The sequence below is a fragment of the Jannaschia sp. GRR-S6-38 genome (assembly GCF_029853695.1).
Lineage (GTDB): Bacteria > Pseudomonadota > Alphaproteobacteria > Rhodobacterales > Rhodobacteraceae > Jannaschia > Jannaschia ovalis.
The window spans coordinates 2,858,130-2,882,973 of sequence record NZ_CP122537.1 but is presented as its reverse complement, the minus strand read 5'-3'; the positions used below and the strand labels follow the sequence as shown (position 1 = coordinate 2,882,973).

General features: G+C 70.0%; 23 protein-coding genes. 10 read left to right on the top strand and 13 right to left on the bottom strand.

What is annotated here, in order from left to right:
* Positions 1 to 35: 35 nt before the first annotated feature.
* The 8 genes from P8627_RS14855 to P8627_RS14820 form a co-directional block, all read right to left on the bottom strand.
* A complete protein-coding gene (locus tag P8627_RS14855) occupies positions 36 to 989 on the bottom strand; it encodes a DUF3179 domain-containing protein (RefSeq protein ID WP_279965040.1) in 954 nt (317 codons plus the stop codon).
* Positions 990 to 1,051: 62 nt separating this feature from the next.
* On the bottom strand, positions 1,052 to 1,603 hold the full coding sequence (locus P8627_RS14850; protein WP_279965039.1) for a peptidylprolyl isomerase: 552 nt from the start codon (positions 1,601 to 1,603) through the stop codon (positions 1,052 to 1,054).
* On the bottom strand, positions 1,596 to 2,096 hold the full coding sequence (locus P8627_RS14845) for a peptidylprolyl isomerase (protein ID WP_279965038.1): 501 nt from the start codon (positions 2,094 to 2,096) through the stop codon (positions 1,596 to 1,598). Before P8627_RS14845 ends, P8627_RS14850 begins: the two co-directional genes overlap by 8 nt.
* 78 nt (positions 2,097 to 2,174) lie before the next feature.
* On the bottom strand, positions 2,175 to 3,311 hold the full coding sequence (locus tag P8627_RS14840) for a sensor histidine kinase (RefSeq protein ID WP_279965037.1): 1,137 nt from the start codon (positions 3,309 to 3,311) through the stop codon (positions 2,175 to 2,177).
* 138 nt (positions 3,312 to 3,449) lie between these two features.
* Entirely contained in the window at positions 3,450 to 3,860 is a 411-nt protein-coding gene (locus P8627_RS14835) for a hypothetical protein (RefSeq protein WP_279965036.1), read from the bottom strand.
* Positions 3,861 to 4,058: 198 nt separating this feature from the next.
* Positions 4,059 to 6,416, bottom strand: coding sequence for a TRAP transporter large permease (locus P8627_RS14830; protein WP_279965035.1), 2,358 nt, complete (start codon positions 6,414 to 6,416; stop codon positions 4,059 to 4,061).
* A gap of 111 nt (positions 6,417 to 6,527) precedes the next feature.
* Positions 6,528 to 7,445: a TRAP transporter small permease subunit gene (locus P8627_RS14825; RefSeq protein WP_279965034.1), complete on the bottom strand. Its 918-nt coding sequence runs from the start codon at positions 7,443 to 7,445 to the stop codon at positions 6,528 to 6,530.
* 147 nt (positions 7,446 to 7,592) lie between these two features.
* Positions 7,593 to 8,675 carry a TRAP transporter substrate-binding protein gene (locus P8627_RS14820; protein ID WP_279965033.1) on the bottom strand — a complete coding sequence of 361 codons (1,083 nt, stop codon included), beginning with the start codon at positions 8,673 to 8,675 and terminating at the stop codon, positions 7,593 to 7,595.
* 173 nt (positions 8,676 to 8,848) lie between these two features.
* On the opposite strand from P8627_RS14820, the gene P8627_RS14815 reads away from it, so the two are divergent.
* Entirely contained in the window at positions 8,849 to 10,249 is a 1,401-nt protein-coding gene (locus P8627_RS14815) for a cache domain-containing protein (protein WP_279965032.1), read from the top strand.
* Positions 10,250 to 10,311: 62 nt separating this feature from the next.
* Positions 10,312 to 10,953 carry a response regulator transcription factor gene (locus tag P8627_RS14810; RefSeq protein ID WP_279965031.1) on the top strand — a complete coding sequence of 214 codons (642 nt, stop codon included), beginning with the start codon at positions 10,312 to 10,314 and terminating at the stop codon, positions 10,951 to 10,953.
* Between the two features lie 37 nt (positions 10,954 to 10,990).
* On the opposite strand, the gene P8627_RS14805 is transcribed toward P8627_RS14810, so the two are convergent.
* Positions 10,991 to 11,587 (bottom strand): lytic transglycosylase domain-containing protein, encoded by a 597-nt coding sequence (locus P8627_RS14805; protein WP_407932949.1) that lies wholly within the window; start codon positions 11,585 to 11,587, stop codon positions 10,991 to 10,993.
* Positions 11,588 to 11,800: 213 nt separating this feature from the next.
* Here P8627_RS14805 and ssb point away from each other — a divergent pair, with 213 nt between their 5' ends.
* The 4 genes from ssb to trpE all read left to right on the top strand — a co-directional run bounded on the left by ssb (position 11,801) and on the right by trpE (position 17,072).
* A complete protein-coding gene (ssb, locus tag P8627_RS14800) occupies positions 11,801 to 12,307 on the top strand; it encodes a single-stranded DNA-binding protein (RefSeq protein ID WP_279965030.1) in 507 nt (168 codons plus the stop codon).
* Between the two features lie 130 nt (positions 12,308 to 12,437).
* Positions 12,438 to 13,637, top strand: coding sequence for an aminotransferase (locus tag P8627_RS14795; RefSeq protein WP_279965029.1), 1,200 nt, complete (start codon positions 12,438 to 12,440; stop codon positions 13,635 to 13,637).
* A 74-nt stretch (positions 13,638 to 13,711) separates the two neighbouring features.
* On the top strand, positions 13,712 to 15,553 hold the full coding sequence (locus tag P8627_RS14790; protein ID WP_279965028.1) for a peptidylprolyl isomerase: 1,842 nt from the start codon (positions 13,712 to 13,714) through the stop codon (positions 15,551 to 15,553).
* Between the two features lie 16 nt (positions 15,554 to 15,569).
* A complete protein-coding gene (trpE, locus tag P8627_RS14785; protein ID WP_279965027.1) occupies positions 15,570 to 17,072 on the top strand; it encodes an anthranilate synthase component I in 1,503 nt (500 codons plus the stop codon).
* 48 nt (positions 17,073 to 17,120) lie between these two features.
* Here trpE and P8627_RS14780 read toward each other — a convergent pair whose 3' ends face one another.
* The 3 genes from P8627_RS14780 to P8627_RS14770 are packed head-to-tail and all read right to left on the bottom strand — an operon-like array spanning position 17,121 to position 19,278.
* The gene (locus tag P8627_RS14780) at positions 17,121 to 17,579 is read right to left on the bottom strand and encodes a YaiI/YqxD family protein (protein ID WP_279965026.1); all 459 of its coding nucleotides are present in this window, start codon (positions 17,577 to 17,579) and stop codon (positions 17,121 to 17,123) included.
* Positions 17,576 to 18,565: an aldose epimerase family protein gene (locus tag P8627_RS14775; RefSeq protein WP_279965025.1), complete on the bottom strand. Its 990-nt coding sequence runs from the start codon at positions 18,563 to 18,565 to the stop codon at positions 17,576 to 17,578. Before P8627_RS14775 ends, P8627_RS14780 begins: the two co-directional genes overlap by 4 nt.
* Positions 18,562 to 19,278, bottom strand: coding sequence for an HpcH/HpaI aldolase family protein (locus tag P8627_RS14770; RefSeq protein ID WP_279965024.1), 717 nt, complete (start codon positions 19,276 to 19,278; stop codon positions 18,562 to 18,564). Before P8627_RS14770 ends, P8627_RS14775 begins: the two co-directional genes overlap by 4 nt.
* Positions 19,279 to 19,394: 116 nt before the next feature.
* On the opposite strand from P8627_RS14770, the gene P8627_RS14765 reads away from it, so the two are divergent.
* From P8627_RS14765 to P8627_RS14755, 3 genes are all read left to right on the top strand, one after another.
* Positions 19,395 to 20,402, top strand: coding sequence for a C4-dicarboxylate TRAP transporter substrate-binding protein (locus P8627_RS14765; protein ID WP_279965023.1), 1,008 nt, complete (start codon positions 19,395 to 19,397; stop codon positions 20,400 to 20,402).
* A gap of 125 nt (positions 20,403 to 20,527) precedes the next feature.
* Complete coding sequence (locus P8627_RS14760) at positions 20,528 to 21,193, top strand: TRAP transporter small permease subunit (RefSeq protein WP_279965022.1); 666 nt, start codon at positions 20,528 to 20,530, stop codon at positions 21,191 to 21,193.
* 10 nt (positions 21,194 to 21,203) lie between these two features.
* A complete protein-coding gene (locus tag P8627_RS14755; protein WP_279967483.1) occupies positions 21,204 to 22,601 on the top strand; it encodes a TRAP transporter large permease in 1,398 nt (465 codons plus the stop codon).
* Here P8627_RS14755 and P8627_RS14750 read toward each other — a convergent pair.
* Positions 22,598 to 23,455 carry a LysR family transcriptional regulator gene (locus P8627_RS14750; RefSeq protein WP_279965021.1) on the bottom strand — a complete coding sequence of 286 codons (858 nt, stop codon included), beginning with the start codon at positions 23,453 to 23,455 and terminating at the stop codon, positions 22,598 to 22,600. The genes P8627_RS14755 and P8627_RS14750 overlap by 4 nt on opposite strands.
* 95 nt (positions 23,456 to 23,550) lie before the next feature.
* Here P8627_RS14750 and P8627_RS14745 point away from each other — a divergent pair, with 95 nt between their 5' ends.
* A complete protein-coding gene (locus P8627_RS14745) occupies positions 23,551 to 24,603 on the top strand; it encodes a sodium-dependent bicarbonate transport family permease (RefSeq protein WP_279965020.1) in 1,053 nt (350 codons plus the stop codon).
* Positions 24,604 to 24,844: the final 241 nt, after the last annotated feature.

Genomic DNA, 24,844 nt, shown 5'->3' with positions numbered 1-24,844 from the left:
CAGGCCGCCCCGACCGGGCGGCCTTTTTCGTGGCCTCAGTCCAGCATCCATTCGCCGTCCGGATGGAAGGCGTGGAAGGCGAAGGCGAACATCAGGTCATGGGGGACGTCACGCCCCTGCCCGTCCCGGACGCGGATATGCCCGATGTCCCGCCCCTCCGCGATGCGGCCGGTGTCGAGGGGCGAGGCCATGCCCGACCGCCAGTCGAGCGTGACGCCCGCCTCGGTGATGCGGCCCGCCTGCGCGAGGCGGGCCATCGGCCAGGCCCGGGTGCCGACGCGCACGATCCGGGCCATCGGATCGATCCCGTGCGGCGGCGCGTCGCCCCGGTAGAGGAAGGGCCAGTCCGAGCGGTCGTAGCCGCGATAGGGGTTGCGCCCGTAGTCCCGCGGCAGATCCGGCTCGGCCATCACGCGCCCGCGCGGGTTGCGCTCGCGGAAGGCCGCGAAGGGCTCCATCCAGCTCGCAAGCTGCCCGAGCCGCGTGCCGGTGTGTCGTCCCACGATCCCCTCGCCCACGGCCTGCTGCCACCAGCTTTCGGTTTCGCGGTCATACATCACCATGTCCGAGCGGCGCAGCTTGCCGGTGACGCCGAAGCTCAGCACCGCGCCGTCGACGCGCCGGTCGAAGGTGATCGCGGAATTGCAGAGCGGACAGAAGGTGACGGCCACAGGCACGCCGCCCACCATGTCGTTCACGATCTCATGCCAGGTCAGGTAGCGGATCGGATAGGCCCGCGGCGCGGCGCCGTCGATCTCGAGCGCGATGACGGGCTCGGCCGGGTCAAGCGCGGCTTCGGACACCGCGATGAATTCCGGCGCGTCGAGCGCGGGGATGCCGTCGCGCCCCGGCCCGCCCGAGATGATCTCGATGAACGGGACGGAAGACGTGGTGAAATCGGTCAGCGGGAATTCGTGGCGCCAAAAGGCCGGATCGGCGGCGACGGGCGGCGCGATCAGCAGCAGAGCGGCGAGAAGCAGACGGATCATATCCGCAGCCTAACCCATCAGGGCGATCCGGGCCCCTCACACTCGCGAGAGGCCCGCCGGGTTCATTCGGTGACGCGGACGGCTTCCATCACGTCGGGCTGCCCGGTCACGGCGCCGTTGCGGCCCTCGCCGCGCTTGATGGCGTCGACGATATCCATGCCGTCCGTGACCGCGCCCACGATCGTGTACTGGCCGTTCAGATGCGGCGCCGGCGCGAACATGATGAAGAACTGGCTGTTGGCCGAGTTCGGATCCGCCGAGCGCGCCATGCCGATCACGCCGCGCGCGAAATCGAGATCCGAGAACTCGGCACCCAAGTCGGGCCGATCGCTGCCGCCGGTGCCCGCGAGCGACATGTTCCCGCCGATCCGGCCGTGCTGCACGTCGCCGGTCTGCGCCATGAAGCCGTCGATCACGCGGTGGAAGACGACGCCGTCATAGGCGCCCGACTGGGCCAGGGCGGTGATCTGCTCGACATGGTTCGGGGCCACGTCCTCGAACAGGTCCACCGTGACCGTGCCGTTCGCCTCGCCCGCGACATCGATCTCCAGCCCGGCGGCGAGCGCCGGGCTCGCGACCAGCGCCGCGACGGCCGCCAGCGCGATCTTACGCATCGGCGGCCACCTTGACCGAGATCATCTTGTCGGGATCCGCAGGCGGCTCGCCCCGGGTGATCTTATCGACATGCTCCATGCCTTGGATCACGCGGCCGTAGACCGTGTACTGGCGGTTCAGGAAATGGTTGTCGGCGAAGTTGATGAAGAACTGGCTGTTGGCCGAGTCGGGGTTCTGCGACCGGGCCGCGCCCAGCGTGCCCCGGTCATGCGGCACGCCCGAGAATTCGGCCTTCAGGTCCGGCTTGTCGGAGCCGCCGGTGCCGGCGCGGCCGGTATTGCCGCCGTCCTTGCCGTGCTGCACGTCGCCCGTCTGCGCCATGAAGCCCTCGATCACCCGGTGGAAGATCACGCCGTCATAGGCGCCCTCGCGGGCCAGCTCCTTCATGCGCTCGGCATGGCCGGGCGCGACGTCGGGCAGCAGCTCGATGACGACCTCGCCGTCCTTCAGCTCGATGATGACGGTGTTCTCGGGGTCCTTGATATCGGCCATGCGATCCTCGTTCGGTGTCGTTTCGATCTGCGACATAGGACGACCGGGCGGCGAGGGAAAGCGCTCCGGCCCCGGGGGTCACCCCTTCGGCCGATCTTCGGCGCCGAGAAGCCCACGCGCGTCGGCGCCCGCCCGGGCGCCATCCGCGTCCGCGAGCACGCGCGTCCCGTCCGCCTCAAGGCTGGTGTCGAGCACATTGTCGAAGTCCAGCGTGATGACGGTGCCAGAGCCGGTCGAGATGACATTGACCTCGCCGCCCAGCTGCTGGGCCAACCCACGCACGATGCGCGCGCCCAGATTGCCTTCCTCCGGCCAGTTCGTGTCGCCCATACCGACCCCGTCATCGCTGATCTGCAGGCGGACTCGGTCGCCGCCCATCTGCTTGAGCGAGACGTCGACGACCCCTTCGATCCGTCCGTCAAAGGCGTGTTGCAGGGTGTTCGACACGACCTCGGAGGTGAGAAGGCCCAGCTGCGCGGCCCGTTCGGTCCGCATGTAGACCGGGTCGCTGTCGACATTGACGCGCACGTTGCGCCGCCCGTCCAGCGCCCCGACCGTCGCCGCGACCCGGCTGACATAGCTGCCGGCCGAGACCACGTCATATCGCCGTTCGCGCCGTCCCTGCGGCGGATGCGAGAATTCGTCGTAGAGCAACGCCAACGCCTCGACCCGGCGGGCCAGCAGACCATAGCCGCCCTTGCCCGACGTTTCGTCCCGCGATTGCATCCGGATCATCGAGGCGACCATCTGCAGGTGGTTCTTCACCCGATGCTGCATCTCGGACAGCTGGTCGTCGAACCGCTCCACCGGCACGTCGGCGGCGGGCCTCTCCTCCAGCACCTGGGTCTGGATGCCGACGAACGCGAAGAGCTGGCCCTCTTCGTCGTTGACCGGCGCGATCATCAGCCGGTTGAGGAACGACTCGCCGGTCACGCGGTAGTTGCGGATCGTGACCGTCGTGGCCTCACGCGCCGCGATGGCCCGCGCAAGCTCGCGCACGGCGTCTTGGTCGCGGTCGTCATTCTGCAGGAACCGACAATTGCGCCCCACACAGGCGCTGTAGGCGTAGCCGGTCAATTGCTCGAAGGCGCGATTGACGTAGACGATAGGATTGTCGACGCGGTTGGGGTCGGTCAGCACCATCGAGAGCGGCAGTTCGGCCAGGATGTTCTTCCCGGCTTCAAGGTAGATATTGCGGCTGATTTGGCTGTCCATCCGGTCCCGTGCCCATCGTGCGATTATGTCGCCTGACAATCGGTCCTTCGAGAGACGGGCACAAGTGCGGGGAGAACGGGAGGGCGAAAGGTCGCGCGTCCGGTGCGCCGCAGTGGCGGGCCCGGCGCGCGACCGGTTTCAGGGCCGCAGCATCCCGTTGCCGTCCCGGGCCGAGCGCGCGCGCTGTCCGTCGAAGCGCGAGAAGGGCAGATTGGCGTCGGCCGCGTCGTCGCGGCGCATCGCGCGGAACAGAACCGGCGTGCAGGCGAAGACGATCGCCAGCGCGACGACGACCGAGCTCCAGCCGACCAGCGTCGCCACGGCCACGGCGCTCATGACGAGGCCCGCGGAGGTCACGAAGAAAGACTGCAGCCGCAGGCCCAGGAGGATCGCCAGCGCCGCGTTCACGATCCAGATCGCGTAGGCCACGGCGACCCCGTCCGAGTGCAGGTAGGAGCCGATGGCACTGCGCACCGTGTCTTGGCCCTGGACCGCCGCATCGACGATGGCCGCCTGGCTGGCGAGCAGAACCACCGCCGCGAGTGCCAATCGGGACCCCACATATCCAACCCGTTTCCAACGCATCGTCCTGAACCCTTCTGGTTTGCTCTTTGTCGCAAGCTGCGGGGCTACCGTGTCGGATTCGGGGCATTTTCGCCCAACTCGCGCCGCATTTACCGGAGGGTGCCCTTGCACGAATCTGCTTTTTCGAAAACGAAAGGGGCCCGCGCGGGGCCCCGTTCGCGGTCAGTTGTTCGGCAGAAGGCTTGGGACGATCGTCACGATCGACGGGAAGAGCCAGAGGATCCCGAGACCCACCACCTGGATCAGGACGAAGGGGATCACGCCGCGGTAGATATGCCCGGTCGTCACCTCCTTCGGCGCCACCCCGCGGAGGTAGAACAGCGCGAAGCCGAAAGGCGGCGTCAGAAACGACGTCTGCAGGTTCACCGCGATCATGATCGTCACCCATTTCGGATCGAAGGTGCCGCCGTAGATGACGGGGCCGACGATCGGGATGACGATGTAGATGATCTCCAGGAAGTCGAGCACGAAGCCCAGGATGAACAGCACCAGCATGACGATCAGGAAGACCTTCAGCTCGCTGTCGAAGCTCTGCAGGAACTGCTGGATGTAGTGCTCGCCCCCGAAGGAGATCAGCACGAGGTTGAGGAGCTGCGAGCCGATCAGGATGGTGAAGACCATCGAGGTGACCTTCGCCGTCTCGCGCACCACCGGCCCGAGCACGCCCGTCCGCAGAAGCACCCAGCAGGCATAGAGCAAGCCGAGGAAGGCCGCGTGATACGCGATCTGCGCGATGGCCATCGCGATCACGTCGCCCGTGGTCGTCGTCTCCAGCCCCATGCGCAGGTCGAAATTGATCCCGAAGAGCATCATGATGACCAGCGCCAGCGTCGCCAGCAGGATCGTCCCGCCGGAGCGGCCCTCCTCCTGCAGCTTGCGGTAGGCGGCCAGCATGATCGCGCCGCCCGCGCCCAGCGCGGCCGCGGGCGTGGGGTTGGTGATGCCGCCGAGGATCGAGCCCAGCACCGCGACGATCAGCACCAGCGGCGGGAAGACCACGCGCAGCAGCTCGTTCTGCGCCAGCCGCCCGAAGGCCGGAGCCACGCCCCAGAGCGTGACCGCCAGCGGGATTGCCATCAGCACGAAGGTCGCGCCGGGCGAGGTGTCGGGGGCGATCAGCGTCCAGTCCACGAGGAAGGCCAGCGCGACGCCCCCCGCCCCGATCACAATCGGGCGCGGATCGGCCAGCGGGTTGATGCCGCGGGCGACCGACAGGACCAGCGCCAGCCCGATGAACAGGACGGCGACGCCCGTGCCGATGGGCGCGGCATCGGCGATGGCGGCGGCCTCGGCGGCGGCCAGCTCCTCGTCGCTCAGCTGGCGCGCCAATTCCACGCCGCCCGCGTCGTCGATCGCGGATTGCTCGGCCAGCGCTTGGTCCCAGGCCTCCTGCCCGTGAAGCTCGATCATCGCCTCGGCGCATTGCGGCGAGACATTGGTGCGCAGCGAGGCCGTGTCGCCGGCCTGCGAGAAGCTGGAGACGATGGTTGACTGGCCGCCGATGACGTTGAGCTGGCCCAGCGCCACCGCGCCGAAGATTAGCGCGGCGGGCACGCCCAGGAACCAGGTCAGCGCGTCGTTGCGGGTCACCACCGAGCCGCGGCCGCCTTCCAGCTGCACCGCGGGGGCCTTCGACGGATTGAGCAGCGCGAAGCCGAACGCATAGGCACCGTAGAGGAAGGCCAGGAAGATCCCCGGCAGCAGCGCCGCCTGGAACAGGGTGCCGACCGAGACCACGGCCGGCTCGCCCAGATAGGTCAGCGCGTCCGAGCAGCCGACCAGCGCGGCGCGGTTCTCCTGCGCGGTGGAATAGATGTCGCCCGCCAGCGTGCCCAGCAGCACGATCACGATGGACGGTGGGATGATCTGCCCCAGCGTCCCGCTCGCCGCGATCACGCCGGTGGCCAACTGCGGCGAGTAGCCGTTGCGCAGCATCGTCGGCAGCGCCAGCAGCCCCATGGTCACGACCGTCGCGCCCACGATCCCGGTCGAGGCCGCGAGGAAGGCGCCCACGATCACGATCGACACGGCCAGGCCGCCGGGCAGCGGGCCGAAGACCCGCGCCATGGTGGTCAGCAGGTCATTTGCGATCTTCGAGCGCTCCAGCGTGATGCCCATCATCACGAACATCAGCACCGCCAGCAGCGTCTCGATCGAGGCGCCGGCGATCACCCGCTCGTTCATGCGGTTGACGATGAAGCTGAGGTTGCGGTCGAGCGCCAGTTCCCAGCCCCCGGGGAACAGCGCCTCCTCGACGCGCGGCAGCTCCGGGAAGCGGAAGGTCGAGATCGCGTCGCGCGCAATGCCTTCCGCGATGAGCGCGGCATATTCCGGCGAGGCGGTGTCGATGGCCTGGTGGATCAGGATGCCCGCGCTGTCGAGCGCGGCGATGATCGCGAAGCTGATGACGCCGGCGCCCGCGATGGCGAAGGCGACCGGAAAGCCCGACATGATCCCGCCGAAGAGGCAGAGGAACACGATGATCAGGCCGATCTCGACCCCGTCCAGTCCGAAAAGCATCTCTCGTCCCCTCGTGTCGGTCCCGCGCCTCTGAGGGGCGTCGTCGACCGGAATATCTTGGCGTCGCGGCCCGCGCCGTGACGGTGCGCCGCCCGCGGCGGGCGGCGCGGATCAGTGGATCTCGGCCACCCTCTCGGCGTCCTCGTCGCCCAGGATGTCTCGGTCGAGATACCGCCCGGCGCTGATTTCGCCCTCGCGGTATTCGAGCCAGGAGCGCCAGAAGAAGACCAGCGCCTGGAAGAAGGCCGTGGCGGCAAATAGCAGGATCAGAACCTTGAACAGGAAATAGGCGTCGAAGCCGTTGGGGCTGAAGCCGATGGTTTCGACATTCCAGCGCACGGCCCGCGCCTTCAGCAGAAGCCGGTCCAGCGGATCGGAGGCCGAGGTCGCCGGCGTGATCATCGAGCGCCAGAAGAAGAACCACGAGAAGAGCCAGATCAGCACCAGCGACGGCACCATGAATAGAAGGCTGCCCGCCATGTCGATCGCGCGCTTGGCGCGGTGGCCGACCGCCGAATAGACGAGGTCGACGCGCACATGTCCGCCCTGGATGAAGGTCCAGCTTACGCAGAGGCAGACGATGATTGCGTTATAGAGCTTCAGCTCTTCCGAGTACCACGACAGGTCGCGGGTGAAGGTCGTGCCGAAGGGCCCGATCGAGATGTCGCCTACGCGGAAGATGCGCTGCAGGAACACGATCATGATCTGCTGCAGCACCATCAGAAGCCCCGCCCAGGCAGCGATCCGGCCGATCCAGTTCAACGTGAATTCCGAGCCGCGCACGACCGACCACAAGAACCGGCGCGAGAACCAGCCGGCCAGCGTGATGACGAGGAACAACGCGAGGATGACGAAGAAGAACTCGGCCGAGGCGCCGTAATAGATGAACCGCATCAGCGATTCCTTGTCCTCGGTGGTCTCCCACGAGGTCAGCCACGCCAGCCAGGAGCCGGGATTGAAGATCGCAACGGCCAGGTTCCAGAAGGCCATGGCGAGGTTCGTGAAGAACCAGACGATCGCGTCGAGCATTGCGCCCCCCCGTTGGCCGCATGCCGGGGCCCCTTCCCCGGGATGCGGGATGGCCCGCCCCGGATCGGGACGGACCTGCAGTATTGGCCATGGCGCGGCGCATGCCAACGCCTTGTTGGGCGGGCCGCCGGAGCGGCCCGCGGGCCGTCAGCCCATCACGCGGTCGCGCTGGCTGCGGTAGGCGCCTTCCGAGCGGGTCAGCCAGTTCGACGAGGCGCGCATGCTTTCCATGGCACTGTCGTGGATCCGCTTGAACAGCTCGTCGCCCATGTTCTCGTCGAGAACCTCGCGCGAGGCGGTGCCCATCGCGTCCCAGACCGAGTCGGGGAATTCGCGAACGGTCACGCCGCCCGACTGCAGACGCTGCAGCGCGGTGCCGTTCTCGGTCAGGAATTGCGCCAGGTTCCACTGGTGCGCTTCCGCCGAGGCGATCTCGATGATCTTCTGCTGCGCGGGCGTCAGGCTCTCGAAGACGTCGCGGTTCGTGGCCACCGAAAGACCGGCACCCGGCTCGTGGAAGCCCGCGGTGTAGTAGGTCTTGGTGATCTCCTGGAAGCCGGCCTTCTCGTCGGCCCAGGGCCCGATCCACTCGGTCCCGTCGATCGCGCCGGAGGCCAGCGCCTGGTACACTTCCGAGCCGGGCAGGTTCTGGACGGAGGCGCCCATCTTGCCCAGCGCCTGGCCGCCGAGGCCCGGCATGCGGAACTTGAGGCCCTGGAAGTCCTCGGGCGAGGAGATCTCCTGGCGGTACCAGCCGCCGGCCTGCGCGCCGGTGTTGCCGCCCAGGAAGGATTTCAGGCCGAAGATCTGGCCCAGCTCGTCATGCAGCTCCATGCCGCCGGCATGGTAGTACCAGTTGGCCAGCTCCTGCGCGGTCATGCCGAAGGGCACCGCGGTGAAGAAGGCATAGCCCGGGTGCTGACCCACGAAGTAGTAGTCAGCCCCGTGGTACATGTCGGCCTGGCCCGAGGTGACGGCGTCGAACACCTCGAAGGCGCCGACCAGCTCGCCCGCGGCCTTCAGATCGACCGTGAGCTGGCCGTCCGACATGGCGGTGATGCTGTCGGCGACGCGCTGCGCGCTGTCATGCACGCCGGCGAGGCCGCGGCCCCAGGTCGTGACCATCGTGAGCGTGCGGTTGCCCTGCGCATAGGCGGGTGCGGCCAGCGCGGCGGCACCGGCGGCGGCGCCACCGATGGTGGATTTCGTCAGGAATGAACGGCGGTCCATATGGATCCCTCCCCTGGATTCTATGGTATCTCCACGCCCTCCCGGCGCGGCGACGGCCCCCTTTTCGGGGCGTGGCGCGACACTAGGGAAGCGGAAGGCGGAGTCAAATACCCGAAAACACGTAGAGGCCCCCCACTGGCGCGGCCCATGGCCATGCGGTCTAATGCACGCCCATGCGCCTGCCCCGCCTCACCTATGGCCGCCGCCTCCTGCTTCTGGCCTCGCTGCCGCTGATCCTCGCTGTCAGCGCGATCGCCGCCATGGTCGCGATCCAGTCCGAGCGCACCGCGGCGCGCGAAATCGCCGCGCTCGAGGCCACGATGATCGATGCCAAGCGGCGCGAATTGCGCAACTACGTCCAGCTGGCGCGCACCGCCTTCATCACCATCTACGGCAACGCCGCCCCCGACGACAACGAGGCCAAGCTGCGGGTGACGCAGATCCTGTCGGCCATGCTCTACGGCACGGACGGGTTCTTCTTCGTCTACGACTATGACGGCCGGAACCTCGTGGCGCCGCGCCAGACCTGGCTCATCGGGCGCGACTGGTCGGGGATGGAGGACGCGAACGGCATGGAGGTCACCGACCGGCTGATCGAACTGGCCCGGCAGGGGTCGGGCTATCACCAATATGAATGGCGCAAGCCGTCATCGGGGCAGGAAGCGACGATCCTAAGCTACGTGATCGGCCTGCAGGACTGGCGCTGGGCGATCGGGACGGGCGTCTTTCTGGACGATGTGCTGGCGCAGACCGCCATCGCCCGCGCCGAGCTGCGCGAGCGGGTGCGCAGCCAGTTCCTCTGGATCGGCGCCATCGCCGCCGCGGCGCTGCTGGGCGTCTTCGCCTCGGGCTTCCTGATCACCGTGCGCGAGCGGCGGCTGGCTGATGCCAAGCTGAAGGCGCTGACCCAGCGCGTGCTCGACACGCAGGAGGAGGAGCGCGGCCGCGTCGCGCGCGAGCTGCACGACTCGATCAGCCAGCTTCTCGTGGGCATCCGCTACAAGCTGGAACTGGCGCGCCGCCTGGCCGCCAGGGGCGACGCCAAGGCCGAGGAAGCGCTGGACGGCGCCATCGCCGGGCTCCAGGGCGCGCTGGGCGAGGTCCGCCGGATCAGCCACGACCTGCGCCCGGGTGTGCTGGACGATCTGGGCCTCGGCCCCGCGCTCAAGACCCTCTGCGAAGGGTTCGAGCAGCGCACCGGCATTCCCGTGGCCTTCCGCACCGTGGTCTTCCGCAACCGCCTCGATATCGAGGCGAAGACCGCGCTCTACCGCATCGCGCAGGAAGCGCTGACCAATATCGAGCGCCATGCCGGGGCCAGCGGCGTCTCGGTCGCGCTGTTCGGCCATCGCCGCGGCGCGACCTTGCGGATCGAGGATGACGGCCGCGGGATGGAGCGAGCGGGCCAGGGCCTCGGCCTTCGCAACATGGCCGAACGGATCGAACAGCTCGACGGCACGCTGACCATCGCGCCGGGCGCGGGCGGGCGCGGCACGGTGGTCGAGGCGGTCGTGCCGCTGAGCCATCTGCTGTCGCCCGAACCCGACCGGCCGCTGCGCCACGCGGCGGAGTGAGCGGCCGCCCGGGCCCGCCCGCTCTTGCGCCAGACGGGGCTTGGCCCTAAGCCCGGGGCGCCATGGACCGGCCGATCCGCATCCTCATCGTCGATGATCACCCGATGGTCGCCGACGGAATCCGCGCCCTGCTGGAGACCTTCGACGATCTCGAAGTCGTCGGCACCCTGCATGACGGCCGCGAGGCGATCGACCGCGCCGGGGAACTGGCGCCCGACGTCATCCTTCTCGACCTCAACATGCCGCGCATGGACGGCCTTTCGGCGACCGAGATTCTGCGCGAGAGCCATCCAGACGTCGCCGTCCTGATCCTGTCGATGCACGACGCGCCCGAATACGTGGCCACCGCCCTGCGCCACGGCGCGGCGGGCTACTGCCTCAAGGACCAGCCGACCGAGGAGATCCGCCGCGCGATCGACGTCGTGCTGGCCGGCGAGCGCTATCTCTGCCCCGGCGCCGAAAGCGCGCTGGAGCCGACGGCCGACGGCACCGAGCCGCTGACCTCACGCGAGCAGGCGATCCTTCTGCTGGTGGCGCAGGGACGCTCGAACAAGGCGGTGGCGCATGATCTCGATATCTCGGTCCGGACGGTCGAGACGCATCGCAAGAACATCAAGCGCAAGCTGGGCATCTCCACGACCGCCGGGCTGACGCGCTACGCGCTGGAACATGGCGTGCTGCAGGGGACGGGGTTCCGGGGCTGAGGCGCGCCCGCGTTGCGGCCGCTGCGGATCGGCCCCGTCAGCCCCGGCCCATGATGGCGCGCACGTAGTTCCGGGTCTCGCGATAGGGCGGGATGCCGCCATGCTTCTCCACCGCGCCGGGCCCGGCATTGTAGGCGGCGAGCGCAAGGCGCCAGGACCCGAACTTGCGATACTGCATGGACAGATACCGCGCCCCGCCCTCGAGATTCTGCTTGGGATCGGACGGGTTCACGCCGAGCGATCGCGCCGTCTGCGGCATCAGTTGCGCGAGGCCCAGCGCGCCCTTGTGGCTGCGCGCCCGCGGGTTCCAGCCCGATTCCTGTCGGATCAGCCGCAGGAACAGGTCCTCGGGGATGCCGTGGCGGCGAGCCGCGGCGCGGGCGTCGCCCAGATAGGCCGAGCGCTGCGAGCCGTTGTAGCGCGGGATGGTCTCGCGGCCGGGAATCGCTGCGGGCTGCCGCGTCACCGGGATCAGCCGGCTGGAGCCCGCGTATTGCGTGGACAGGCGCCGGTCCATCACGGCGGTCTGGTTTTCGAAAAGCGTCGCGCGCGATCGCGACGAGAAGGTCTGCGCTTCGGCAATCGATGTCAGACCCAGCGCCGCGGCAACCGCGGCCAGAAACAGCATACGCATCGGACGTCCCTCGCATCCTCACCCGCGCGCCGCCCGATTATGGCGGAGGGCGTCCGCGCCGGGCGCCACGGTAGCCGAGCTTGCGGCATCCGCCAACCCTCGCGGTGGCGGCGATGGCGGTGCCCGCCCCCCTTTCGCCCCCCGGGCTTCAGGCTTAGTTAACCACACCGGTGCTCAGGTGCCGGCAGATTCGAGACAGACGGAGTGGGCGGCATGGCCGGAAGCGTGAACAAGGTGATCCTGATCGGCAATCTGGGCCGCGACCCGGAGGTGCGGACCTTCGGCAATGGCGGGAAGGTGTGCAATCTGCGCATCGCCACCTCCGAGAGCTGGCGCGACAAGAACTCGGGCGAGCGCAAGGAAAAGACCGAGTGGCACTCCGTCGCGATCTTCTCCGAGCCGCTGGTCCGCGTGGCCGAGCAATACCTGAAAAAGGGCTCGAAGATCTATGTCGAGGGCCAGCTCGAGACCCGCAAATGGCAGGACCAGTCCGGCAATGACCGCTACTCGACCGAGGTCGTGCTGCGGCCCTACCGCTCCGAGCTGACGATGCTGGACGGCCGCGGCGAAGGCGGCGGCGGAGGCGGCGGCTACGACGATCGCGGCAGCTCGGGCGGCGGCGGCTATGGCGGCGGTGGCGGCCAGAATGGCGGCGGCTTCGGCGGCGGCACGGGCGGCGCCGGCGGCGGATCCGACATGGATGACGAGATTCCGTTCTGAGGCCAGTCCACCCGAGACACCAGGCGCCCGCTTCGGCGGGCGCTTTGCGTTCGGGCGCCGTGCAGATCGCAGCCGCCCGCCAACCCGCTCCGATCTTGCCCCCCGACCGCGCGCGCCCTACCCCTGCGCCATGAGCCAGCACATCAACCCCGCCCTCGCCGCCACCGACGCCCCGCCCGTGATGGAGGCGCGCCGCTGGATCGAGGGCGCGTCCTTCCCGGCGGACCGGCCGCTGCTGAACCTCAGCCAGGCGGCCCCCGCCGACCCGCCGCCCGAGCCCATGCTCCGCGCGATGGCCGAGATCGTGCTGACCGATCCCGCCGCGCATCTCTACGGCCCCGTCCTCGGCCTGCCCGAGCTGCGCGACCGCGTCGCCACGGATTGGAGCGCGGCCTATGGCGGCGACATCCACGCGGGGCAGGTCGCGATCACCTCGGGCTGCAACGAGGCCTTCGCCGCCGCCATCGCCACGCTGGCGGCGAAGGGCGACAACGTGATCCTGCCCACGCCCTTCTATTTCAACCACAAGATGTGGCTCGACATGGAGGGCATCGGGACCCGCCTGCTGGAAACCGGCTCCGACCTGCTGCCCGACCCGGACGAAGCCGCCGCGCTGATCGATCCGCGCACGCGGGCCATCGTGCTCGTCAGCCCGAACAATCCGGGCGGCGTCGAATACCCGGCCGAGACGCTCGCCGCCTTCCGTGATCTCGCCCGCGCGCGCGGCCTCGCGCTGATCGTGGACGAGACCTACCGCGATTTCGACGCGCGCGACGGCGCCCCCCACGCCCTCTTCGCCGATCCCGCCTGGGACGACGTGCTGATCCAGCTCTACTCCTTCTCCAAGGCCTACCGCCTGACCGGCCACCGCGTCGGCGCGATCCTCGCCGCGCCGTCGCGGCTGCGCGAGGTCGAGAAATGGCTCGACACGGTGACGATCTGCCCGAACGGCATCGGCCAGCGCGCGGCGCTCTGGGGGATGGAAAACCTGCGTGACTGGCTGGCCGGTGAACGCGCCGAGATCCTGGCCCGGCGCGCCGCGATGCGCGCGGGCTTCGCCGGGCTTAGCGAATGGCGGCTGCAGGGCTGCGGCGCCTATTTCGCCTATGTCGCGCATCCGTTCGACGCCGCCTCGGACACGGTCTGCCGCAAGCTCGTCGATCGCGCGGCGCTGCTGACGCTGCCGGGCACGATGTTCGGGCCCCGGCGCGATGCGGGCGGATCTGGCCGGGCCGAAGCGACGCTTCGCATCGCCTTCGCCAATGCCGACACGGACGGGATCGCCATGCTGTTCGACCGGTTGCGGGAGGTCACGCGGAGCGGGCTCTGACCGGGCCCCGTCCCCCGCTTGTGCCCCGCCCCTGCCGCGCCTAGACAGGCGCCCGACGCAACCCGGGGAGCGCCATGGCCGAGGAACGCCGCAAGAAGAAGTCGAACGCCGTCGTCTGGGCGGTGCTGGCCCTGCTGATCCTCGCATTGGGCGGTTTCGGCATCGGCAGCTTCGGCGGCTCGCTGTCGTCGGTGGCCGAGGTCGGGGACCGCGAGATCACGGTCGAGGATTACGGCCGCGCGCTGCAGAACGAACAGGCGCGGCTGGCGCAGCAGACCGGCCAGAACCTGACGATGGCGCAGCTTCAGACCTTCGGCATCGACCGCGCCGTGATGGAGCGGCTGCTGGCCGAGCAGGCGCTGGCCTGGGAGGCGGGGCAGATGGGCCTGTCCGTGGGCGATGCCGAGGTGGCCGAGCGCATCCGCGCGACCCCGGCCTTCGGCGGGCTCGACGGCGGCTTCGACCGCGACGGCTATGCCTTCGCGCTGCGCAATGCGGGGCTGAGCGAGGCGGAATACGAGGCCCGCGTGCGCGACGACGTCGCGACCGAGCTTCTGCAGGCCGCCGTCCTGGGCGGGACCGAGAGCCCCGAGGCCCGTGTCGACGCGCTGGTCGCCTGGCTGGCCGAGACCCGCGACGCGACGCTCGCCACCGTGACCGTGGCCGACCTGCCCGCGGGCATCACCGCCCCCACCGAGGCGGATCTGCAGGCCTTCTACGAGGAGAACCTGACCCGCTTCGAGACGCCCGAGCGGCGCGAGATCACCTATGCCTGGATCACGCCGGACCTGCTGGTCGACGCGATCGAGCCCGACGAGACCGCCCTGCGCGAACTCTACGAGGCGCGCGCCGACGAATACCGCCAGCCCGCCCGCGTGCTGGCCGAACGGCTGGCCTTTCCCGATGCCGCGGCCGCCGAGGCCGCCCGCGCCGCGATCGCGGCCGGCGAGACCGATTTCGACGCGCTGGTCGCCGAGCGCGGCCTGACGCTCGACGATGTGGACCAGGGCGAGATCGCCGCCGACGATGTCGATGCCCCCGTCGCCGAGGCGCTGTTCGGGCTCGAGGATCCGGGCGTCGTCGGGCCGGTCGAGACGCTGCTCGGCCCCACGCTCTTCCGCGTCTACGCCATTCTCGACCCGACCGAGGTGCCCTTCGAGGAGGCGCGCGACGACCTGGCCGCCGAGTTCGCCGCCGATGCCGCCCGCCGCCGCATCGACGCCGCCCGCGACGAGATCGACGATCTGCTGGCCGGCGGCGCGACGCTGGAGGAGCTGGCCGCCGAGACGGATCTGCAACTGGGCAGCATCGGCTTCGACGAGACCGTGATCGACGGCATCGCCGGCTACGACGAATTCCGTGCCGCCGCGCTGGACGTCACCGAGGGCGACTTCCCCGAGCTGGAAACCCTGTCGGATGGCGGCCTTTTCGCGCTGCGCCTGGACGGCGTGACCCCGCCCGCCACCCCGCCGCTGGCCGATATCCGCGACGCAGTCGAGGCCGCCTGGCAGGCCGACACGCTGCGCCGCCGCCTTTCGGAGCGCGCCGAGGAGCTGGCCGCAGCGGCGGAGCTGCCCGGCACGCCCGAGACGCTGGCGGGGCTGGGGCGCGACGCGCGCCTCGAAGGCACGCCCCCCGCCCTGCTGGACGCGCTGTTCGAGGCCGAGCCGGAGGCCGTCTTCGCCGTCGAGGGCGGTGCCGACGCCGCCTATGTCGTCCGCCTCGATGCGGTGAACGAGGCCGACCTGTCCGATCCCGAGACGGCCGAGCTGCGCGAGGCGCTGATCGCCAGCCAGCGCCAGGAGATCGCGACCGATCTCTTCTCGCTCTACGGCCGCGCCGTGCAGGCGCGGGCGGGCTTCACCGTCGACCAGCAGGCCGTTCAGGCCGTGCAGGCCCAGCTTCTGGGCCAGTAGGAAAGCGCGTGACGCCGTGATCGCCCCCGACTTCGCCAGCTTCGAGGCCGCGTTCGAGACCGGCGCGAACCAGGTTCTCTGGACCCGGCTGCCCGCCGATCTGGACACGCCGGTCAGCCTGATGCTGAAGCTCGCCGAGGCGCAGCCCTTCTCCTTCATGCTGGAATCGGTGACCGGCGGCGAGGTGCGGGGACGCTACTCGATCGTCGGCATGAAGCCCGACCTGATCTGGGAATGCCGCAGCGAGACCAGCCGCGTGAACCGGGCCGCGCGCTGGGACCCGGAGGCCTGGGAGGATGCGGGCGCGCCACTGGAGGCGATCCGGGCGCTGCTCGACGAAAGCCGCATCGACCTGCCGGCGGACCTGCCCGCGGCCAGCGCCGGGCTCTTCGGCTATCTGGGCTACGACATGATCCGGCTGGTCGAGCGCCTGCCCGACGTGAACCCCGATCCGCTGGGCCTGCCCGACGCGGTGCTGATGCGGCCTTCGGTCGTCGCGGTGCTGGACGGGGTGAAGGGCGAGGTCATCCTCGTCGCGCCCGCCTGGGCCGCGGGCGGCGGCTCGGCGCGCGCGGCCTATGCACAGGCGGCCGAGCGGCTGCAGGACGCGCTGTCCAGCCTCAGCCGCGCGGTGACCGAGCCGCGCGACATGGCCGAGCCCTTCGCGCTGGCCGAGCCGGTCAGCCATTTCCCCAAGCCCGCCTTCCTCGACGCCGTCGCCCGTGCGAAGGAGTACATCGCGGCGGGCGACATCTTCCAGGTCGTGCCCTCGCAGCGCTGGAGCTACGACTTCCCGCTGCCACCCTTCGCGCTCTACCGCGCGCTGCGGCGCACGAATCCCTCGCCCTTCATGTTCCATTTCGACCTCGGCGGCTTCCAGATCGTCGGCGCGTCCCCCGAGATCCTGGTCCGCGTCTTCGGCGACGAGGTCACGCTGCGCCCCATGGCCGGCACCCGCCGGCGCGGGGCCACGCCGGAGGAGGACCGCGCGCTCGAGGCCGATCTGCTGGCCGACGAGAAAGAGCGCGCCGAGCACCTGATGCTGCTCGATCTGGGCCGCAACGACGTGGCCCGCGTCTCGCGCCCCGGGACGGTCAGCCCGACCGAGACCTTCGTGGTCGAACGCTACAGCCACGTGATGCATATCGTCTCGAACGTGACCGGTCGGCTCAGCCCCGATCAGGACGCGCTTTCGGCGCTGCTGGCGGGTCTGCCGGCTGGCACCGTCTCGGGGGCGCCGAAGGTCCGCGCGATGCAGATCATCGACGAGCTGGAGCCCCTGAAGCGCGGCGTCTACGCAGGCGGGGTCGGTTATTTCTCGTCCAATGGCGACATGGACATGTGCATCGCGCTCCGGACCGGGGTGCTGAAGGACGGCCAATTGCACGTGCAGGCGGGCGCCGGGATCGTGCATGACAGCGACCCCGAAAGCGAATGGCAGGAATGCGTGAACAAGTCTCGCGCACTCAAGCTCGCCGCCTCGGAGGCCGGGCGCTTCGTGGGGCGCGGCAACCGCTAGGCGCGAAGAGGGGCACCGCACCACAACGTCTTTGCCGCCCGAGGAGACTCAGCCCCTCGCGATCCGGGTCAGGATTCGGTCCAGCGCGTTCTTGAAGGCGGCGCGGTCGCGCGGGCCGAAGGGCCGCTGGCCGCCGCCCTGCCCGCCGGTCATCCCCTCCATCCCCGGACGCAGCTCGGCCATCAGGTCGCGGGTGGCCACGGTCTCGCCGATGGAGCGCTCGGTGAATTCGCGCCCGCGCGGATCGAGCGCTGCGCCGCCCGCTTTGATGACGCGCTCGGCCAGCAGGATGTCGGCGGTGACCGTGACGGTGCCCGGCCGCGCGACCTCGGCGATGGCGTCGTCGGCGGCGTCGAACCCCTCGCCCGCGACATAGAGCTTGATCAGCGGATGCGTCGTCAGCCGCAGGAAGCTGCCCGCCACGAAGATCGCTTGCATGTTGCGGCGGATCGCGACCTCGGTGATCTCCGGCTTCACCGGGCAGGCATCGGCATCGACGAGGATCATGCGAAATGCTCCGGCGCGAAGGGCACCTCCCGCGCGCCCGCGGTCGTGGCGAGGTGCAGGACGCCGTCGCCGGGCGTGACGGAGGTGATCTCGTGGCGGCCGGCGAGGCGCAGGATCGCGTGGGGGATCAGGTGGCGGCCAGGCGGCAGGACCAGCGGGACGCCCTCCGCCGCCAGCCGCGTGTCGCCCGACAGCGCCGCGGCGAAGCCGTCCGCGCCCGCGCAGGCGGCGTCCTCGATGCCCAGAATCCCGGTCTGCCCCAGCCACGGTGCGACCTGCCGCGCCCCGTTCGAGATCCACAGGCAGGTCAGCGGCAATTGCTCGGCGCGCTTGAGGATCAGGATCGTGTCCGCCTCCGCGACGCGCTCCAGCGCCGTCCAGGCGAGGCCCGGGGCCGCCTCGACCAGCGCGACGAAATCCTCGCAAGGCGCGGCGGGATAGTCGCGCAGGTCGCGGCCGTCGAAGCGGTAATCCTCGGTCCGCGCGGCGCGCGGGAAGGCCGCCCCCTCATCCGCGTCGAAGGTCAGCGCCGCGCGCTTGGGCGAGCAGCGGATTCGCCCGCCGCCGGACAGGTGGATCACCGGGTGATGCGCGAAGCTGCAGGGCGCGTCGAGCTCCAGCAGATGGGTCTGGTAGAGCGCCGGGTGCCCGTCGCGCAGCGCCAGCCGCGCCTCGACCCGGCCGCGCGACAGCCGCCGTCGCGCGGTCAGCGCGGAGGGCCCCGCCCGGGTGACCCGCCAGGGTGCATTGGCCGCCAGCCCGTGCGGCGGCCCGCCATCGGCGTCGTCGCGGCCGAAGGGGGCGCAGACGAAGCTGCCGCCCAGCCGCCGGTCGACCCACGGGATCGCCGCGTCGGACTGCACCGCCGGGTCGTCCCGCCAGGGCGCGGCCCAGAGGACCGACGCGCCGTCGATCGTCAGCTCCGGAAGGTGCCCCGATCCCGGCTCGAAGACCGCATGCGCGCCGCGCGCCGAGAGTCGGATCACGGCAGCAGCGCCCGGAGCCCGGACATCAGGACCATCCCGTCCGATCCCATCGCGACGACATTGGCCCCGGCCGCGATCCAGCGCGCGGGCTCGGCGGCGAAGATTCCCGCGGCCCGGCCGCTGGCGCGGATGCGCGCTATGGCATCCTCCAGCGCGGCATGGACCGCCGGATCGGCGGGGGTGGTTCCCATGTCGGCGGCCAGATCGGCGGGCCCGAGGAAGACGCAATCGACGCCCTCGACCGCGCAGATCGCGTCCAGATCGGCAAGCGCAGCGCGGCTTTCGGCCTGCACCCAGACCGAGATTTCGGCATTCGCCCGCGCAGGATAGCCCGGATCGGCGCCGTACATCGCCGCCCGCGCAACGAAGGCACCCATGCCGCGGATGCCTTCGGGCGGATAGCGGCAGGCGGCGACCGCGGCGCGGGCCTGGGCCGCATCGTCCACCATCGGCACGAGGATCGCGCGTGCGCCCAGGTCCAGCGCCTGCTTGACCACCCAGGCCTCGCCCATCGGCACCCGCACCACGGCGTCGGGCGCGGCGATCAGGCGGCGGCGGATGTCGCCCGGGTCCCAGGGCCCGTGCTCGCCGTCGAGGACCAGCCAGTCGAACCCCGCGGCCGCGGCGATCTCGGCCGCCTCGGGCCCCGGCAGGTTCTGCCAGAGCCCGCGCAGCACCTCGCCCGAGGCGAGCCGATCCTTCAGCGCTGTCATGGCCCCGGCGTGGCACGACAGGGCAATCCTCGCAAGGCTTGCCGCCCCGCGGCCCCTGCCCTAGCCTGCCCGGCACAGACGCGGGGAGGGAGCCCCGCGCACAGGGAGAAGATACGATGAAGATACTCACGACGACCTCCGTCGCCGTCCTCACGCTGGCCTTCGCCGGAGAGGCGCTGGCCGTGGAATGGAACGCCTCGCTCTGGGGAACGCGCCGCGCCTTCACCGAGCATGTCGAGAAGCTGTCCGAGCTGGTCGCCGAACGCTCCGGTGGGGAATTCACCATCGACGTGAATTATGGCGGGTTGTCGAACAACCGCGAGAACCTCGACGGGATCTCGATCGGCGCCTTCGAGATGGCGCAGTTCTGCGCGGGCTATCACCGCGACAAGAATCGCGCGATCACCGTGCTTGAGCTGCCCTTCCTCGGGGTCGAGACCCTGGAGCAGGAAACGGCGGTCAGCCACACGATCTACGAGCATCCGGCCGTGGCCGCGGAGATGGCCCAGTGGAACGCGCGGATGCTGATGACCAGCCCCATGCCGCAATACAACATCGTCGGCACCGGCGAGCCGCGCGACGAGGTGGCCGAGTTCGACGGGATGCGCGTGCGCGCCACCGGCGGCATCGGCGACATGTTCGCGAGCGTCGGCGCGGTCCCGACCTCGGTCACGTCCTCGGAGGCCTACAACGCCATGGAATCCGGCGTCGTCGACTCCGTCGCCTTCGCCCAGCACGCGCATCTGTCCTTCGGCACGATCGACATCGCCGACTGGTGGACCGAGAACCTGAACCCCGGCACCGTGAACTGCCCGGTCGTGGTCAATATCGACGCCTATAACGCGCTGTCGGACGAGCATCGGGCGATCCTCGACGAAGCGGTGCAGGACTCGATCGACTACTACCTGGAGAACTACGCAGAGCTGCTGGAAGGCTGGGAAGCCACCCTGGCCGAGAAGGGCGTGCAAAAGGTCACCGTGGCCGAGGCCGAGATCGCCAAGCTGCGCGCGGGCGCCGACCCCATCCACCAGGCGTGGATCGAGGAGGCGAATGCCAACGGCCTGCCGGGTCAGGAACTCTACGACCTGACGATGCAGGCCATCGCCGACAACGCACCGGACTGAGACGGAGGCGGGACGCGCCTGCCCGAGGAGGCGTCCCGCACCCGCCTGATCCAATTCCCACCAGGCGTCCCGGAGGGATCCGGGGCGCCGCGAAGGAAAGACGCGCCCGTGCGCGGTGAGGGGCCATGTCGACACCATCTTCCGTCCTGACGGACGACAGCCGCCTGTCCCGCATCGACCGCGCGCTTCTGCGGCTCGAAGCCTTCCTGAACCTCATGTCGGGCGTGGTCATCTTCGCGCTGGTCCTGCTGGCCATCGCCAACGTCCTCTTGCGCAAGTTCCTCAACGCCCCGGTGCCCGGCTATATCGACTGGACCGAGCAATTCATGGCCGTCTTCGCCTTCCTGGGCCTCGCCTATGTCCAACGCGAGGGCGGGCATATCCGCATGGACCTTCTGGTCAGCAAGCTGCGCGGCCGGGTGCTGTGGCTCTTCGAATTCCTGTCGGTGATCTTCATGCTTCTGGTCGTCACCGCGCTGATCTACGGCACGTGGTTCCATTTCCTGCGCAGCTTCGACTGGAACGCGCCGAACTGGTCGTCGGACAGCTCAATCGACATCGCGCTGCCGCTCTGGCCGGCGAAGCTGGCCGTGCCGGTCGCCTTCGCGATCCTCTGGCTGCGCCTCGCGATCCAGATCTGGGCCTATGGCCGCGGGCTGCGGACCGGGGGCGAGGCCATCGTCGCCGTGCCCCTGCCCGAGGACCCGGCGGAGCAGGCCAGCAAGGAGGCCGCCTCGGTCGGCGTGATCGCCGCAGGCGACGACCTATACGGGGGCAGCCGCCGTGGATGACCTGATCGACATGCGCGCCCTGCTCGACGGGGTCGAGATCTTCACCCTGTCGCTGTGGCTGTCGGGCCTGCTTCTGGTGCTGGTGCTGATCGGCGTGCGCGTGGCCTTCGCGGCGGCCTTCATCGGCTTCGTCGGGCTGTGCCTGTTCTTCATGCAGAAGCAGGGCTTCGACCGCGGCCTCGTCACCGCCGCCAAGCTGGCGGGCCAGGTGCCGCACTCGAAATCGACGACCTACGCGCTCAGCCTGATCCCGACCTTCATCCTGATCGGCTATCTCGCTTATTACGCGGGGCTGACGCAGTACCTGTTCGAGGCCGCCAAGCGCTGGATCGGCTGGACGCCCGGGGGGCTCGGCGTGGCGACGGTCTTCGCAACCGCGGGCTTCGCCGCCGTCTCGGGCGCCTCGGTGGCGACCTCGGCGGTCTTCGCGCGCATCGCCATCCCCGAGATGCTGAAGCTGGGCTACGACAAGCGCTTCGCGGCCGGCGTCGTGGCGGCGGGCGGCACGCTCGCCTCGCTGATCCCGCCCTCCGCCATCCTCGTGATCTACGCGATCATCGTCGAGCAATCGGTGGGCAAGCTGCTGCTCGCGGGCTTCCTTCCTGGGCTGGTCTCGGCGCTGATCTACGCGGGGCTGGTGATCGGGCTCGCGCGCATCCGCCCCTCGCTCGGGCCCGCGGTGACGGGCTTCACCTGGCGCCAGCGCTTCGCGTCGCTGCCCGGCGCGATGCCGATCCTGCTCGTGGTCTTCATCATCGTCTACTCGATCTATTTCGGCTGGGCGACGCCCACCGAGGCGGGCGCGCTGGGCGCGGGCGTCGTGCTGGCCATGGCGCTCTGGCAGGGGATGCGCTGGCGCGACCTGCAGGGCGCGCTGATGGAGGCCGCCAAACTGACCGTGATGATCTTCGCGATGATCTGGGGCGTGCTGATCTACGTGCGCTTCCTGGGCTTCGCCAAGCTGCCCGACGCCTTCGCCGATTTCATCACCTCGCTCGACATGGGGCCCTACTGGATCCTGCTGATGATCCTGGGCGCCTACGTAATCCTCGGCATGTTCATGGACGCGATCGGGATGCTGATCCTGACCCTGCCGATCACCTTCCCCGCCGTCATGGCGCTCAACGGCGGCGTCGGCGCCGAACCGGGCGCGCTCGGCATGACGAACGAGGAGGCGGCGATCTGGTTCGGGATCATCGTGGTGAAGATGGCCGAGCTCTGTTTGATCACGCCGCCCATCGGGCTGAACTGCTTCGTCGTGGCGGGCGTGGCGCAGGACGCGAAGATGGACATCTCGGTGCAGGACGTCTTCCGCGGCGCCTCGCCCTTCTTCGTGGCCGATGTCGCGACGGTGGCCGTGCTGATCGCCTTCCCGGGCATCGTGCTCTGGCTTCCGGGGCTGCTCTAGCCGCCGAGCAGGTCCGCCAGCGCCGGATGCGGAAAGCGCCGCCGGATCGTGACCGCGTAGAACGGGATGCGGATCGCCAGGTCGTAGGGCGCCGAGGCCACGCGCCCCGAGGCGATCTCGTCGGCCAGGACGACCGCCGGGGCGACGGCCAGCCCCGCGCCCTCGCGCGCCAACAGGCGCACCATCGCCATGTCGTCCACATCCGCCGCGATGCGCGGACGCACGTCGAGCCGCGCGAACAGCGCTTCCGCCTGGGCGCGGATCGCCGCATCGGTCGGAAGGATCAGCGGCTCGCCGGCCAGGAGGCCCCGCAGGTCACCGTGGCGCAGGCGTTCGGGCACGCCGTGCAGGCCCACGGCCTGCTCATCCACGCGCGCGGCCGTCAGCCCCTCCTCGGCGGTGGCGGGCAGTTCGGTGGTCAGCACCACGTCCAGCGCCAGGGCGCGCAGGCCGTCGAGCAGCACGGCGGTCGAGCCGGAGCGCAATTCGATCTCCCAGCGCCCGTCCTCGAGCGCGGGCCGCAGGAAGCGCATCTGGAAGTTGCGCGACAGCGTCGATTGCGAGCCCACGCGCAGCGGCGCCGCGCGCCCCTGTTCACGCAGACTGGCCAGCAGCTCCTCGCCCGTCCCGAAGATCCGCGCGGCGTGGTCCAGCGCGATCCGCCCCGCCTCGGTCAGGGTCAGCGTCCGGCCCGTCCGGTCGAACAGCTCGTGGCCCAGCCGCGCCTCGAGCTGGCGGATCTGCGTCGATAGCGCCGATTGCGACACGTTCAGCCGCTCCGCCGCGCGCCCCAGATGCCCCTCCGTCGCGACCTCGTGGAAATAGCGCAGGTGATGGTAGTTCAGACGGTTCATAGTTCCATTTTATAGAACGTTCTGCCGCGATAGTTGTATTTTTCTTTTGCCCTGCCGCCGGCCATATCCCCGGGACATCCATCCGGAGAGGCATCATGGACATCCTGCTCGGCATCGCCGCCACCATTCTCGAACAGCTGCAGAAGCCGACGCTGGCCTTCCTGATCGCGGGCATGGTCCTCGCGGCGGCGGGCAGCAAGCTGGCGGTGCCCGACCCGGCCTACAAGCTGATCGTGATGCTGCTTCTGCTGAAGGTCGGGCTCAGCGCCGGCATCTCGGTGCGCGAGGCGGATCTCGTGGCGCTCGCGGTCCCGGCCCTACTCGCCGCGGCGGTGGGCATTGCCATCGTGCTGCTGGGCGCCGGTTCGCTCGCGCGGCTGCGGGGCGTCGGCCGCGAGGACGCGCTGGCCACCGCGGGCCTCTTCGGCGCGGTCTCGGCCTCGACGCTGGCTGCCGGCATGGCGATGCTGGACGATGCCGGGATCGCATCCGAAGGCTTCATCGGCGCGCTCTATCCCTTCATGGACGTGGCCGCGCTGGTCACCGCGATCGTGATCGCGAAGCTCGGCATGGCGCGGAACGCGGCCGCGGCGGGCGCTGCGGGCGGCACCATGGCGCTGGGCGGCGGCCCGCGGTTGGGCGGGGTCGAGAAGGGCCTCGTCCCGGGCATCCTGGCCGAGACGGCGCGCAGCCCCGCGATCTCGGCGCTTCTGGCGGGCATCGGCATCGGCCTCTTCGCGCGGCCGGACGCGGTCTTCGACAGCTTCTACGAGCCGCTCTTCCGGGGCCTCTTGTCGATCCTGATGCTGGTCATGGGGATGGAGGCCTGGGCGCGGCTGAGCGAGATGCGCCGCGTCGCCCATGCCTATCTCGCCTACGGCCTGCTGGCCCCGCTGGTGCACGGGCTCCTAGGGCTGGGCGCGGGAGTCGCCGCCCATCATCTGACGGGCTTCAGCGAGGGCGGCATCGTGCTGCTGGCGGTGATGGCGGCCTCGTCCTCGGACATCTCGGGCCCGCCCACCATGCGCGGCGCGCTGCCCGGGGCGAACCCCTCGGCCTATGTCGGCACCTCGACCGGACTCGGCACGCCCGTCGCGATCCTCGCCATCCCGCTCTGGATCGCGCTGGCCGGATGGGCGGTGGGCTGACCGGACGGCAGCGCCGGCCGGCCGATTTTCGCGGCCCGGCATCGCGTAACTGGCGCCGGGCCGCCGATTTTTCCGGCCCGGCGCCGGCGCCGATTGCGGCGAAGCCCTGCCCAAGACGGCGGCCGCCGCCGGACGGTTTCCGCGCGGCGCTTCCGGGCGGCCCTTGACCGGCCATCCGGCGCCGACCGGCACCCCCGGAAGACGCGGAGCGGCGCCCGGAACGGCCCCCGCGGCCGCCGGG